Origin of the sequence: Actinomadura terrae, from assembly GCF_022751215.1 — a bacterium.
In the GTDB taxonomy this organism is placed as follows: Bacteria; Actinomycetota; Actinomycetes; order Streptosporangiales; family Streptosporangiaceae; genus Spirillospora; species Spirillospora terrae.
Genome location: NZ_JAICDG010000005.1, coordinates 542,248 through 555,804, shown reverse-complemented (window position 1 = coordinate 555,804; position 13,557 = coordinate 542,248). Strand labels below are relative to the sequence as shown.

The window sequence follows — 13,557 nt, the reverse complement described above, 5'->3', positions numbered from 1 at the left end:
CCGGACGAGGCCCGGCTGGGACAGGGTTAGGGTTCGAACATGGCTCAGAACCTTGAAGTGCACGTCACGGCGGGCAGCCGGGACGAGGCAGAGAAGGTCGTCCAGGCCGCGGTCAATGAACGGCTCGCTGCCTGTGCCCAGATCAGCGGGCCGATCACGTCCACCTACTGGTGGCAGGGAAAGCTGGAGAAGGACGAAGAGTTCTTCATCGCCATGAAGACGACCGACGAGCGTCTTGACGCACTGATCGCCAGCGTCAAGGCCAACCATTCGTACGACACCCCCGAAATCGTGGCCGTGCCGATCGTCGGGGGCTTGGGCGAGTACCTGACCTGGATCAAAGAAGAGACGGCGGCTCCGTCTTCGGACGGCTAGCCGAGTACTCCTCGCGGAACCGGTTCGCGGCCTGCGCCGTGCTGGCGGAGAACTCGTCCACGACGTGGTCGAGGCGGTCCCACCCGAGTGGGGCCGCCATGGCGGTGGTCGCCTCCAGCGACGAGCGCGCGCAGTTCACGGCTTCGGAGACGTCTCCGAGACGGAAAAAGGACAGTGCCAGGTCCGCCTGGACCACACAGAGCTTTTTGGTCTCGACGCCGGGTCCCATGAAGGCCGTGACCCGGCCACTGGCGTCCACGGCCCGATCTTCTTCGCGCACTCTGGAGTAGACCGAAAGGCACATGGAGGCGAATCGAGCCTGGTCAAGGAAGCAGGTCCACGGTCGTGCGTTGTGGTCGGCCCCTGCGTAGACGTCTTCGGCCTCCCTGATGGACTCCAGGGCGGTCCTACGGTCCCCGAGGAGAGCGGATTCCTCGCCCTTCCGAGCGAGAAGCCACGCTCTCGTCGCCGCATCGGCATCCCCCAGCCGTTCCAGGGCGCTTGAGGCCAGTTGGACCCCCACAGCGTGGTCCCCGCCGGTCATGTAGGTCTGATAGCCGGTCATGCAGGCCGCGGAAGCGGCATCCCCGGCCTGCTTCGCGGCGACTCCGACAAGATGAGCCTGCTCTCCCGCTCGGTGCGGATCTCCCAGTTCCCAAGCGAACCATGCGGCCAGGACGGCCGACTCCGCTGCCGCCATCGCGAGGCGATGACGCAACTCCTCGTCGCGATTGGCCTCCAGGAGTGAGCTGATCTCGTTGATGTGGGTCAGCAGAGCCGGATACAGCCGCTTGGCGGGGAGATGCTCCTCGATCCTGTGGAAGCCACGGGTTCGAGCTTCCAGATGTCGGACGGTCTCGATGTCCGGACGATGGGTTCCGGTGAGCGCTCGAAGAAGGCGCTCGCCGGGCTCAAGGGCGCTGGATCCCGCCGCCGCGATGGCGGCGAGTTGGAACAACGATCTTCTGTCCACGCGCTGACCCAGCCTTCCTACAGTCCAGGCGAGTAATAGGGGATCTACGAGTTCCTCTGGGCCCGTGGCCGGTACGGGATCGAAGACCTCTGAGTACCGGGCGAAGAGGCGCCGGTACAACTCCGCGTAGACCCGTCCCACGGGCGCGCCACTCTGGTGCGCCCGTATCCGGCGAGCGATCGAGTCGATGGAGGGTAGTTGTGCGCGCTCCTTGGGGGTCGCGGCATCCCGCATCTCTCTCGCCAGGTGATCCTGGGACCAGATCTTCCGCTCCAGGAGAAGCCGTATCTCGTTGGCCAGCTCCACCTGTCCATCATCGCTCACCGGCACGCCTCCGTCCGATGTCTCACCTGGACGATGTCCGCTGACATCCGCTCGCGTCCTTCTACATCCGCCATTTTGAACTAGAACTCGCGTCCTGTGGAGTGGTTTCTTTCATTCATCAGCTCGACGGACCCCGCCGTTTCGCTGATCAAGGAGCCCGACCTGTCGGGGAATGTCGGAATGTGGACTGTTCTGGGGTCAAGATACGCATGGCCGTTTTGCTCCAGCCTTTGTTCAAGGAGAGGTCGGTGACCACGACTCTGGACGACACGCGATTCTCGCCCCTGGCGGTGCGGCACAAGCTGGCCAGTACGCCGAGTGTGATTCCGAGCGTCCGGTGCTTGGTGCGGGCTGCGGCGAGCACCTACAACATCGGCGTGGAGACGACCGAGGACGCGGTACTCGTGGCCGTCGAACTCGTCACCAACTCGATCAAGGCGACCCACAAGCCGATCACACTACGGATGTTCGTCGGACGGGACGGCTTCCATATCGAGGTACACGATCGCTCCAAGGGCGAGCCTAAGAAGGGCGTGCCTGATCTGACGATGCCCGCCGGACCGGTTCCCGACGACGCGCCCGACCCGCACGGCTGGGGCTTGGCCATCGTGGAGGAACTCTCCCGGGACCACGGTATGAGAAAAGAGCGTGGCGGGAAGACGGTGTGGGCAGTGCTGCGCATCTCCTCCGTCCGGCGGCTTTCCCTTCCCTGAGTTCCCCAAGACCTTCAACCGGAGAACCCCCGACCATGCCACAAAAGACAACGGAAATTGATGCGCTGCTCACACCTGCGGAGGTCGCCGTCATGTTTCGCGTGGACGCCAAGACCGTCAACCGGTGGGCCCAGCGCGGATTGATCCCCCACGTCTGGACCCTGGGCGGCCACCGCCGCTATCCCGAAAAGGCTGTACGCGAACTACTCGCGCGAGACATCACACGCCGTGAGGCATAAGGAAGGCCGAATGGCCATCAAGGAGAACGGAGAAACCGCATGACGCTCACAATCCAGGCCCCACCTCGCAACCCCAGGGAGTTGGTCTCCCCCGACCTGTTCGACCGGCTCGTGGAGCGCCTCCGGAACGAGTACGTGTACGTCGCTCGCTTCTACGCCGAGGCGATGGTGGAGCAGATGATGTGCTTCCTCGCGACGGCCGCCGAGTACGACCCGGCCGACCCGCCCGAGGGCATCGTGCAGGACGAGGCGGAGTTCAACCACCTCACGCCGAGTAAGGAGATCGACGACGCGCTGCACGCCTTCCTGGACCTGACCGAGGACTACCGGGAATTCTGCGAGAAGCTGACCGGAGGCCGGTTCATCGATCACCAGCCGGTCACCAACTCGTCCATCACCGGTGGCCGGTCGGTCGCCATCACCGTCCGAGCGATGCGCCACTACGGGTGGCCGTTGGACGATCATTTCTGGGGAACGGGCACGAGCTGTTGTACGGACGTTTGCCAGGGCCGCGTCACCAAGAGGTAGGGACACATGAGGCGAAGCGACTGGAATGACCTGCCCGTCTCCGCACGGGAACTCGTTCACGACGTGGCCAAGGCGGTCCCACCCGAGTGGGGCCGTCATGGGGACGGCAGGAACGGCTATGTCACTGCCCGCCTGGGGGCTCATCCCTTGGGGAACGGAGCATCATGAACCGAGCACGGCCGTAGCGCTTCACAGTGGCCTCGCCGTCCTCGTGAACCACAAGGCTCACAAGTTCCCGCCGGTAGGGCGCGACGAGGATTCCGCCTGTCTTTGTTTGATCGATCCATTGCGGCGGAATTTCATCGATCCCGCAGGTGATATGTATCCGGTCGAAGGGAGCTTTACCGGGGAATCCGTCCACGCCGTCGCCGGTCACGAGATGTGGTGCGTAACCAGCGGACCGCAGGTGCTGTGCGGCCTGAATTCCGATCTCTTTGTCGATTTCGATCGAAGTGACGTTTCGGTCCCCGACGACGGCGCTTAGCAGCGCCGCCGTCCAGCCTGTTCCAGTGCCGATTTCGAGGACATTGTGCCCTTTGCTCGCACCTAGAAGCGATAGGAACGCGATGACGGTCGACGGCGCGGATGCCGACGATGTGAACCTAGCGCCGTCTTTCCCGGCGTCCGTTATGGGGTATTCACCGTCATTTATCTGAGTGATGATTGCCACGTCCATGTATGCGGAACGCAACCACTTTTCGGGGTCCGCTCTCCTGTCGATGATGTAGCTATCATCGTCGTCGGGCGACACGTAAGCGACGTCCGGAATGAACAGATGCCGGGGAACAGCCAGAAGTGCGTCACGCCACGGGCCGATATCTCCGAGTTCCTCAATCTCTCGGATCATCGCTCGGTTAAGGCGTTCCGCCTGGTTCACTTCCCCTTCTCGTGCTTCCCGCCTCCGTCAGGATTCGGCTTCTCTGGTGGTGGGATCGGTCGCCCCTTCTCCTGGCCATTTTTGCTCGGGTCGTTGTGGTTACCCATCGCGCCGTTACCCTCCTTGTTCGGTGGTTCTAGATCGTGCCTGTCAAGTGTTCACTCCGGGTCAAGTATCAAGATCGCAGAATCCATGCGCCTAGCCCACCTCCAACCTCGTGGGCACCGTGGCAAGTCTCTCCCACGAAAAACCCATTGCCTAGGCAGCTGGGGAGACAGTCCCGTCGCCTCCAACGCGCGAGTGATGATCGACCGGGAGCTCGCCTTACTGGGGACGCGGGACGTCCGCTCGCCGTCAGGAACGCGGAGGTATGTGCCTACCGGCCGGCCGTCCCTTCCGTGCACGGTGCTCGGGAGGGGGGTGGAGGCCGGCCGGTAGGACGTTCAGTGTCGCGTTCCAGCGGCGGGAGCGCCTCCTCCGTTGGTCGTGGTCTCGGTGAGGGGCGGGCCGTAGATCTGTTTGCCCAGCCACTGGCCGCCGTCGGCGGTGAGGGTCTCGCCGGTGATGTAGGACGCGCGGTCGCTGAGCAGGAAGCCGGTGAGGTCGCCGATCTCGGGCGGGCCCGCGAAGCGGTTCAGGGGTACCGACGCCAGGACGCGTGCGCGGTCCTCCGGGGTCGCCCATAGCGCGCCGCCCGCGCCGTCGGTCTCGGTGGGGCCGGGGGCGATGCAGTTCAGGCGGATGCCGTGCCGGGCCCACTCGACGGCGAGCGTCCGCGTCATCGAGACGACGCCCGCCTTGGCGGCGGCGCTGTGCACGGTGCCGGGGTGGCCCGTCCAGGCGTAGGTCGCGATCACGCTGACGATGGAGCCGGGGGTGCCCGCGTCGATCATCGCGCGGGCCACCGCCGAGGTGCAGTTCCAGGTGCCGTTGAGGACGATGTCGACGACCGCGCGCCAGCCGTTCGGGGAGAGGCGCTCGGCGGGCGTGACGAAGTTCCCGGCGGCGTTGTTGACGAGGCCGTCGACCCCTCCGAACCGGTCGAGGCTCGCGTCCAGGCCCGCTTGTACGGCTTCCGGGTCGCGGACGTCGGCGGGGAACGCCAGGGCGTGCCCGCCCCGGCGCTCCACCTCGGCGGCGACCGTCTCCAGCGGCTCCTTCCGGCGCCCGAGCACGGTCACGGACGCGCCGAGCCGGGCGAGGTGGAGCGCGGTGGCCGCGCCGATGCCGCTGCCGCCCCCGGTGACGAGGTAGGCACGGCCTGCCAGTGATTCCACAAATTCTCCTCAGGACTTCGCGAACTGCTGGAACCGCTTCAGGACGGCGTCGCGGTTCTTCCCCCACCACTCGCTGTTCTGGAGGAACTGGACCTCCAGGTTCGCCGGGTGGGAGGGGAGCGTCTTGGCGAACTCCTTGTCCATCAGCGCGAGCGCCTTGGAGTTCGCGGGGCCGTTCGGATACTTGCTCCAGATCGTCGCCTGCACCTGCGGCCGGACGGAGTACTCGATGAGCTTGAAGGCGTTCTCCTTGTTCGGCGCGCCCTTGGGCACCGACCAGCTCGCCAGCTCGAACATGCCGCCGTTGTAGGTGAAGTCGAGCGGCGCGCCCTTGGCCTTCAGCTCGCCGACCCGTCCGGAGAAGATGCTCGTGGCGCCGACCTGCTTGCTGACGAGCATCTGGCCCGGCTGGGCGCCCGACACCCACCACTGCGGCACCTGGCCCTTGATCCGGTCGAGGCTGCGGAACGCGCGGTCGACGTCAATTGGGTACACCGCCCTCGGGTCGACGCCGTCGCCGAGCACCGCGAACTCCATGTCCGGCGGGACGCCGTTGTCGGCGCCGCGCAGCGACCTGCGTCCGGGGAACTTCTGGGTGTCCCAGAAGTCACGCCAGCCGGTCAGCCGCTTACCGGCCCCGATCACGGAGGTGTTCCAGCCCAGCACGACCGAGAACAGGTAGTAGGTGACCCAGTTCTTGTCGACGTAGGACGGGTCGATGCCGGGGATGTTGAGCAGGTTGTCGGGCAGCGCCTCGAAGTACTCGCGCCCGATCGGCAGGACGGTGCCGGGCCCGCCCGCGATGAGGTCCCACTCGATGTTGCCGGTGTCGACCATTCCCTTGATCTTGGCGCCGGTCGGCGGGCCGGAGACGACGACCTCGATGCCGGTCTCCTTGCTGAACGGCTCGAAGATGTATTTCTTCTCGGCCTCGACGAGCGCGCCGCCCCAGTCGGCGACCACGACGCGCTTGCCGCCCCCGCCGCCGGAGCCGCCGCAGGCGCCGAGCACGGGCGCCGCCGCGAGGCTGCCCGCCAGCAGCGCGCCGCCCTTCAGGACGCCGCGGCGCGAGAGCGAGGGGGAGTTGCCGGTGATCTTCATGGCTGATCCTTCGTGGGGTGGGCGGCGGGTGTGACCTCGTGGTGAGTGGGCGGGCGGGACGGGGTTCAGAACATGCCGCGTTTCAGGAGCTGCCGGGCGAGGATGATGCGCTGGATCTCGGAGGTGCCCTCCCAGATCCGCTCGATCCGCGCGTTGCGGTAGGCGCGCTCGACGTAGGTCTCGTTCATGTAGCCGGTGCCGCCGAAGATCTGGAGGACGCGGTCGGCGACCCGGCCGAGCGCCTCGCTCGCGAACAGCTTGGCCGCCGACGCCCGGGCATGGACGATCTTGGGCGCCTCGCCCTGGTCGGCCGCCCACGCGGCGTTGTAGGTCATCAGCCGGGCGGCGTGCAGGTCGGTGGCGCAGTCGGCGAGCATGAACTGGATCGCCTGGTAGTCGGCGATGGGCTTGCCGAACTGCACCCGCTGCTTGGCCCACTCGACGCCGTCGTCGATGAGCCGGGCCATCGGGCCGAGGCAGCGCGCGGCGGTCATGATCCGTCCGCTGCTGAGCCCGCCGTGCGCGATGCCGAAACCGCGTCCCGGCTCGCCGAGCACGTTCCTCTCCGGGACGGCGCAGTCGTCGAAGACCAGCTCCGCCTGCCGGTAGCCGCGGTGCCCCATCGTCTTGTGGAGCTGCCCGACGCTGAACCCGGGCGTGCCCTTCTCGACGAGGAACGCGGTGATCCGGTCCTGCTCGCGGTCGGGGTGGGTGAGCGCGAAGACGATCGCGAAGTCGGCCGAGTCGCCGTGGCTGATGAAGCGCTTGCGCCCGTTGATCACCCAGGAGCCGTCGCGGAGCTGCGCGCGGGTGCTGATGCCCGCCGCGTCCGACCCGGTGTCGGGCTCGGTCAGCGCGAAGCACCACTGGATGTCGCCACGCACGCACGGCAGCAGGAACCGCTCGCGCTGCTCGCCCTCGCAGGCGAGCAGGATGCCCGGTGTCGTCGGGACGACCTCGGCGAGGCCGCCGAGCGCGCGGAACAGCTCCTCGGTGACCAGGACCTGGCTAAGCACGTCCAGCCCGCCGCCGCCGACCTCCTCGGGCATGCCCATCGAGTTCAGGCCCATCGCGACGGCGCGTTCCCGGATGCGGTGCTCGACCTCCTCGGGCAGCCCGTCGTGCTCCTCCACGTAGTCCTCGTGGGGGATCAGCTCGGTCTCGGTGAACCTGCGGACGGCCTCGCGGAACTCCACGAGGTGGTCGGGAATCGCGAAGTCCATCAGTTCCGCCCTCCTTTCTCCACCGGGCGGCGGACGACCAGCGCGTCGAGCGCGAGACAGCCGTCCGGCCCGGCCAGCAGTGGGTTGACGTCGAGCTCGGCGACCTCGGGCAGCTCGGCGAGCAGGCGGCCCACGGCGGTCGCCGCGTCCGCGAGCGCGCCGAGGTCGGCGGGGGGCGCGCCCCGGTAGCCGCGCAGGAGCGCGCCGATCCGCAGCCGGTCCACCGCGTCGAGGACGTCGTCGCGGGTGAACGGCCAGAGCAGGCCCACGGAGTCGCCGATCAGTTCGGTGAGCACGCCGCCTGCGCCGAGGACGACGAGGGAACCGGCGGCGTCGTTGCGCCCGCCGACGATCAGTTCGGTGCCGGGGCCCGCCATCCGCTCGACGAGCACGCTGGGGGCGTGCCGTGTCATCCGGGCGAACGCCTCGCGCAACGCGTCCTCGTCGCGCAGCCCGACCTCGACGCCGCCGATGTCGGACTTGTGGGCGATGCCGGGCGCGTGGAGCTTGCACACGACGGGGTAGCCGATGCGGTCGGCGATCGCGGCTGCGGTGTCGGTGTCGTTGGCGACCTCGCCGGGCGGCGACTCGATCCCGTAGAGCCTCAGCAGCTCCTTGGCCTGCGACTCCGACAGAGGCCCGCTTAGGAGTGCGGTGGCGCGGCGCCTCCTTTCGGGGTCGGCGGGCGGCTCGTCCACGCGGGGAATGGCCGGACGCGGCGTCCCCGCCAGCGCGATCGCCCGTAGCGCCGGACGCGCCCCCGCGAGCAGCGGCACACCGTGCCGCCGCGCCAGCGCGATCAGCCCGGACGTGACGTCGGTGGTCGTCGTCATCAGCACGACCGGCACGTCCAGCTCCGCCGCCGCCTCGCCCGCGCCGCCGACCATCTCCGGCCAGCCGATCTCGTCCAGCGGCTCGGAGTGGGTGGGGGCGTCGCCCACGAAAGCGACGACGTCCACGTCCGGCGAATTGCCCATGGCGAGCGCGGCCGTCCGGTACATGGCCTGGTCGCCCCACGCGTTGGCGCCGAGGTCGAGCGGGTTGCGCACCGGCATGTAGGGCGGCAGCGCGGCGGCCAGCCGGTCGCGCGCGACCGTGTCGAGGCCGGCGAGCGCGACGCCGGTCGCGTCGGCGAGGTCGGCGACCAGCCCGCACTCGCCGCCGGAGCTGGCGTAGACGCCGACGGTCCCGCCGCGCGGGCGGCGCGGCGCGGCCAGCAGTGCGCTGAGCGCGATCATCTCGTCCAGGTCGTCGACCCGGTGCACGCCGGTCTGCCGGAACAGCGCGTCGTAGGAGGCGTCCCGTCCGGCGAGCGTGCCGGTGTGCGCGACCGTCGCGGCCTCGCCCACCGCCGACCGCCCGACCTTCAGCACGATCACCGCGACGTCGCGCGCGGCGGCCCGCTCGGCCAGGACGCGGAACCGCGCCAGGTCGGCCAGCCCCTCCATCACCAGGCAGACGACGCGGACGCCGGGGTCGGTGAGGAAGTACTCCAGGCAGTCCGCGAGGTCGAGGACGGCCTGGTTGCCCGCCGACACCCCGTAGGCGACCGACGGGAGCCGTCCCGACAGCATCGTGGTCAGCGCCATGTTGCCGCTCTGCGCGGCGAGCGCGACGACGCCGTCGGCGTCCGCGTGCAGCAGCGGCAGTTCGATGCCCCAGAGCGCGGCGCGGCCCCGGAAGCTCGCGACGCCCAGGCAGTTCGGCCCGATCAGCGGGAGCCGTCCGTCGGCGGCGGCGACCAGGTCGCGTTGCAGGCGGCGGCCCGCCTCGTCCCGCTCGGCGAACCCGGCGCCGAACACGACCATGGAGCCCGCGCCGAGGTCGGCCGCCTCCGCCGCCAGCGCCGGGACGCCCGCCGCCGGGATCGCGGCGGCCACCGCGTCCGGCACCTCGGGCAGGTCGCGGAGCGAACGGTAGGCGCGCACCCCGTCCACCTCCGCATGGGACGGATGGACCGCGTACAGCCGCCCGGTGAACCCGGCGCCGCGCGTGTTCCGCAGCGTCCGCAGCCCGTAGCCGCCCTTCGGCGAGGCGCCGACGACCGCGACGCTCGCGGGACGGAACAGCCGGTCGAGCCGGTGCCTGACCGCGTGCTCGATTGTCATCAGCGCCCCACGAAGACCGGGCGGCGCTTCTCGATCGCCGCCTGGAGGCCCTCGGCCTTGTCCTCGGTGTGCACGCAGATGCGCGCGCCCCGGGCCTCGTTGCGCAGCGCCTCCTCGATCCCGATCGTGTGCCCGAGCCGGATGTTCTGCTTGGCCTCGCCGATCGCCACCGTCGGCCCGGACGCGAAGATCCGCGCCTGTTCCAGCGCCCGCTCCATCAGCTTCTCCGGCGGCACGACCTCGCTGACGACGCCGATGCGCAGCGCCTCGTCCGCGTCGATGATCCGGCCGGTGTAGATCAGCTCGGCGGCGCGGGTCTCGCCGACGAGCCGGGGCAGCAGGTAGGAGCCGCCCGCGTCGGGGCAGATGCCGCGCTGCGCGTAGACCTGGCCGAACCGGGCGGCGGTCGAGCCGAACCGCATGTCGGCGGTCAGCGCGAGGTCGAAGCCCGACCCGGCCGCGACGCCGTTCACCGCCGCGACGACCGGCTTCGGCAGCCAGTACAGGCGCGCGATCGTCCGGTGCATCTTCGCTGGCCAGGACTCCTCATCCGCGTCGGACCGCGCCGCCCACTCCTTGACGTCCGCGCCCGAGCAGAAGCCGCGCCCCGCCCCCGTGATCACCAGCGCGCGGACGGCGGGGTCCTTGCCCGCCCGCATGATCACGCGGTCCAGCTCGTCGATGTCGGTGTTGGCGATCGCGTTGAGCCGTTCCGGACGGTTCAGCGTCAGCACACCGACATCGCCGTCCATATGCCAGGTGCAGCACTCGAGTGCTGGGACTTCCATCACTTCGCCTTTCCGATGCGGATCACGGCATGCTCGAACAGAGGTCGCGGCGGGGGAGTGTCTTCTCGAACGCCGGTCGCCCGGCCGGGTGGATCAGTTGACGCGGGCGAGGAAGCGGCAGTCGCGCGCCGTCCAGCTCAGCCAGTGCGCCGAGCCGGTCGTGTACTCGGCCTTGGCCGCCGACGGCACGACGACCTGCATCTCCGCGCCCTGCTCGGTGCGCAGGTGCACCTCGATCTGCGGGCCGAGGTACACGTGCGCCGCGACCGTGCAGGCGACCGCGTTGCGCTCGGCCGTGTCGGGCTTGTCGGCACCGATCCGGATCCGCTCGGGACGGATCATGAACTCGCCGCCCGTCTCCGCCGAGCAGTCGTTCTCGGAGTCGACGAGGACGCGGCCCGCGATCCCCTCCACCTCCACGACCGTGTGCGCGCCCCGCTCCACCCGGGTCGCGGGCAGGCAGATCGAGTGGCCGAGGAACTTCGCGACGAACGAGTTGACGGGCTTCTCGTAGAGCTCGTCCGGCGGCGCGGTCTGCTGGAGGACGCCCTGGTGCATGACGCCGATCCGGTCGGACAGCGCCAGCGCCTCGTCCTGGTCGTGGGTGACGTACAGGACGGTCGCCCCGATCCGCCGCTGGAGCGACTTCAGCTCCAGCCGCATGTGGTCGCGCAGGTTGCGGTCGAGGGCGCCGAGCGGCTCGTCCATCAGCAGGACGCTCGGGTCGAACACGAACGCCCGCGCGAGCGCCACCCGCTGCTGCTGGCCGCCCGAAAGCTGGCGCGGGTAGCGGTCGCGGTACGGCGTGAGCTGCGTCATCGTCAGGACGCGGTCGACGTGCCCCTGCGCCTCGGCCTTCTTCATCCGCCGCATCCGCAGCGGGAACGCGATGTTCTGCGCGACGGTCATGTGCGGGAACAGCGCGTAGTTCTGGAACACGAGCCCGATGTTGCGCTTCTCGGGGACCTCGTCGGTGACCGCGCGTCCCGCGAGGTAGACCTCCCCGGCGGTCGCCGCCTCCAGGCCCGCGAGGATGCGCAGGCTCGTGGTCTTGCCCGAGCCGCTCGGCCCGAGCAGCGTCACGAACTCGCCCTTGCCGATCGCGAGGCTGAAGTCGTGCACGGCGGGCGCGTCCCCGTACCACTTGTGGACGCCGTCGAACACGACCTGCCCGGCCGCCCTCGCCGCGCCGGTCCCGGCGGGCCGCTCGTCGGTCATCTGCGCGCCGCGCCCGGCGCGTCCCTGCTCGGTCATCGGCGCTCCCGCCGCTCGCGGATGGTCTTGATCAGCTCGGAGAGGCAGAACAGCCCGACGCAGACGGCGATGAGGATCGTTCCGGCGACCGCGAGCGTGGGGGTCAGGTCGTAGCGCACGCTGTCCCACAGCTTGCGCGCGAGCGTGACCGAGTCGTTGCCGGCCACGAACAGGATGATCACGGCCTCGTCGAAGGCGATCACGAACGCGAACAGCGCGCCCGCCGAGATCGCCGAGGTCAGCGACGGCAGCGTGATCCGCAGCAGCGTCCGGGTCATGCCGGCGCCGAGCGTGCGCGCCGCGTTCTCCAGCTCGGGGTCGAACTGCTGGAGCGCGCTCGACACCGACACGAGGACGTAGGGGATGCCCATCACCGAGTACGCGACCGCGACCATCTGCCACTGGCCGATCAGCTTGTAGTCGGCGAACGTGAAGTAGTAGCTCATCGCGAGCACGATGATGGGGATCACCAGCGGCGAGTACAGCAGCGCGAACACCACGCCCTTGCCCCGGCTGGCGCTGCGGGCGAGGCCCCAGGCCGCGATCGTGCCGACCACGGTGGCGATCGCCGCCGCCAGCAGCGCGATCCGCGCGGACAGCAGCGTCGCGTCCACCCACGCCGAGTCGGCGAAGAACCGCCGGTAGTGGTGCAGCGACCAGCCCTCCAGCGGGAACGACAGGTAGTCGGCGCTGTTGAAGGACTCCAGCACGACGATCACGATCGGGATCACCAGGAACGCGAACACCAGCGTGACCACGCCCAGCAGCGACCAGTGCAGCACGTGCTCGACCGGCGTCGCGGGCAGCCGCTTCCGTCGCCGTGCCGGCGGCTTCACCCGTGCCGGGACGGTCGGCGCCTCGATCGCGCTCACAGGGACACCAGCCCCTTCACCTTCGTGAGGCGGCGCACGACCAGCGTCAGCGCGGTCGCCAGCACCAGCAGCATGGTCGCGAGCGTCGCGGCCATCCCCCAGTCGAAGTTCACCTGGACGTTCTGCGCGATCACCACGGCGATCGTGCTCTGCTTCGGGCCGCCGACCAGCGCGGGCGTGACGTAGAAGCCGAGCCCGATGACGAACACGAGCATGCCGCTGCTCACGATCGCCGGGACCGCCAGCGGCAGGTACACCTGGACGAACGCCCGTACCGGGCCCGCGCCGAGCGACCGCGCCGCGCGCGGCAGCGACGCGTCGATCTGGTCGAGCGTGCCCTTGATGATCAGGATCGGGAACGGGAGCAGGATGTGGGTCATGGCGATGACCACCGCGCTCTCGCTGTAGAGCAGGCCCTTCGAGTCCCCGGTGAGCGGGTCGAGCACCGTGGTCACCAGCCCGTTGTCGCCGAGCAGGACGATCCAGGCGAACGAGCGGACGAGGATGCTCGTCCAGAACGGAATGACCACGAGAAGGGAGAGGAAACGCGCTTTACGGGCGGACGTGCGGGCCAGGAAATAGGCCACCGGAAACCCGAGGACGACGGTCAGCACCGCCACTTCGAGTGACAGCCGAACGGTCACCCAGAGGACGTCCCAGATCGCGCCGTCGGTCGCCGCCTCGGTGAAGTTCCCGAATCCCGCCTTCGGCTCGGTGACGCTTTTCGCCAGCATCTTGCCGACCGGATAGGCGTACACGATCGCCATGAAGGCGACCGGCAGGCCGAGCGCCATCGTGACGAAGGTCGGACGCCTGCCGCGCGCTCTCGGCGCGACCCGTCCCGGGGAAACGCCACCGCCAGGGGGCGGCCTCGTAATGGTGGTGCGCGCCGTCATGATCTCACC

General features: G+C 69.1%; 14 protein-coding genes. 4 read left to right on the top strand and 10 right to left on the bottom strand.

Annotation, left to right across the window (positions count from 1 at the left end; translation table 11 throughout):
* The first annotated feature begins 39 nt into the window (after window positions 1-39).
* A complete protein-coding gene (gene cutA, locus K2F47_RS31525) occupies window positions 40-375 on the top strand; it encodes a divalent-cation tolerance protein CutA (protein ID WP_242909569.1) in 336 nt (111 codons plus the stop codon).
* Here the strand turns inward: cutA and K2F47_RS31520 are convergent.
* Window positions 338-1,672 (bottom strand): NsdA family TPR-like regulatory protein, encoded by a 1,335-nt coding sequence (locus K2F47_RS31520; protein ID WP_242909567.1) that lies wholly within the window; start codon window positions 1,670-1,672, stop codon window positions 338-340. The genes cutA and K2F47_RS31520 overlap by 38 nt on opposite strands.
* Window positions 1,673-1,920: 248 nt before the next feature.
* Here K2F47_RS31520 and K2F47_RS31515 point away from each other — a divergent pair, with 248 nt between their 5' ends.
* From K2F47_RS31515 to K2F47_RS31505, 3 genes are read left to right on the top strand one after another with little or no spacing between them, the layout of a single operon-like run.
* Window positions 1,921-2,385, top strand: coding sequence for an ATP-binding protein (locus K2F47_RS31515; RefSeq protein ID WP_242909565.1), 465 nt, complete (start codon window positions 1,921-1,923; stop codon window positions 2,383-2,385).
* 35 nt (window positions 2,386-2,420) lie between these two features.
* Window positions 2,421-2,624, top strand: coding sequence for a BldC family transcriptional regulator (locus tag K2F47_RS31510; RefSeq protein ID WP_242909563.1), 204 nt, complete (start codon window positions 2,421-2,423; stop codon window positions 2,622-2,624).
* A gap of 39 nt (window positions 2,625-2,663) precedes the next feature.
* Window positions 2,664-3,152: a glycine-rich domain-containing protein gene (locus K2F47_RS31505; RefSeq protein ID WP_242909561.1), complete on the top strand. Its 489-nt coding sequence runs from the start codon at window positions 2,664-2,666 to the stop codon at window positions 3,150-3,152.
* A 121-nt stretch (window positions 3,153-3,273) separates the two neighbouring features.
* On the opposite strand, the gene K2F47_RS31500 is transcribed toward K2F47_RS31505, so the two are convergent.
* From K2F47_RS31500 to K2F47_RS31460, 9 genes are all read right to left on the bottom strand, one after another.
* Window positions 3,274-4,029 (bottom strand): methyltransferase domain-containing protein, encoded by a 756-nt coding sequence (locus K2F47_RS31500; RefSeq protein ID WP_242909560.1) that lies wholly within the window; start codon window positions 4,027-4,029, stop codon window positions 3,274-3,276.
* A 443-nt stretch (window positions 4,030-4,472) separates the two neighbouring features.
* Window positions 4,473-5,306: an SDR family oxidoreductase gene (locus K2F47_RS31495; RefSeq protein ID WP_242909559.1), complete on the bottom strand. Its 834-nt coding sequence runs from the start codon at window positions 5,304-5,306 to the stop codon at window positions 4,473-4,475.
* Between the two features lie 9 nt (window positions 5,307-5,315).
* Window positions 5,316-6,407, bottom strand: coding sequence for an ABC transporter substrate-binding protein (locus K2F47_RS31490; protein ID WP_242909558.1), 1,092 nt, complete (start codon window positions 6,405-6,407; stop codon window positions 5,316-5,318).
* A 65-nt stretch (window positions 6,408-6,472) separates the two neighbouring features.
* Entirely contained in the window at window positions 6,473-7,630 is a 1,158-nt protein-coding gene (locus K2F47_RS31485; protein ID WP_242909557.1) for an acyl-CoA dehydrogenase family protein, read from the bottom strand.
* On the bottom strand, window positions 7,630-9,738 hold the full coding sequence (locus K2F47_RS31480; protein ID WP_242909555.1) for an acetate--CoA ligase family protein: 2,109 nt from the start codon (window positions 9,736-9,738) through the stop codon (window positions 7,630-7,632). Before K2F47_RS31480 ends, K2F47_RS31485 begins: the two co-directional genes overlap by 1 nt.
* On the bottom strand, window positions 9,738-10,526 hold the full coding sequence (locus K2F47_RS31475) for an enoyl-CoA hydratase/isomerase family protein (RefSeq protein ID WP_242909554.1): 789 nt from the start codon (window positions 10,524-10,526) through the stop codon (window positions 9,738-9,740). Before K2F47_RS31475 ends, K2F47_RS31480 begins: the two co-directional genes overlap by 1 nt.
* A gap of 93 nt (window positions 10,527-10,619) precedes the next feature.
* Complete coding sequence (locus tag K2F47_RS31470; protein ID WP_242909553.1) at window positions 10,620-11,780, bottom strand: ABC transporter ATP-binding protein; 1,161 nt, start codon at window positions 11,778-11,780, stop codon at window positions 10,620-10,622.
* A complete protein-coding gene (locus K2F47_RS31465; RefSeq protein ID WP_242909552.1) occupies window positions 11,777-12,652 on the bottom strand; it encodes an ABC transporter permease in 876 nt (291 codons plus the stop codon). The genes K2F47_RS31470 and K2F47_RS31465 overlap by 4 nt, the downstream gene beginning before the upstream one ends.
* A complete protein-coding gene (locus K2F47_RS31460; protein WP_242909551.1) occupies window positions 12,649-13,548 on the bottom strand; it encodes an ABC transporter permease in 900 nt (299 codons plus the stop codon). Before K2F47_RS31460 ends, K2F47_RS31465 begins: the two co-directional genes overlap by 4 nt.
* Between the last annotated feature and the right edge of the window lie 9 nt (window positions 13,549-13,557).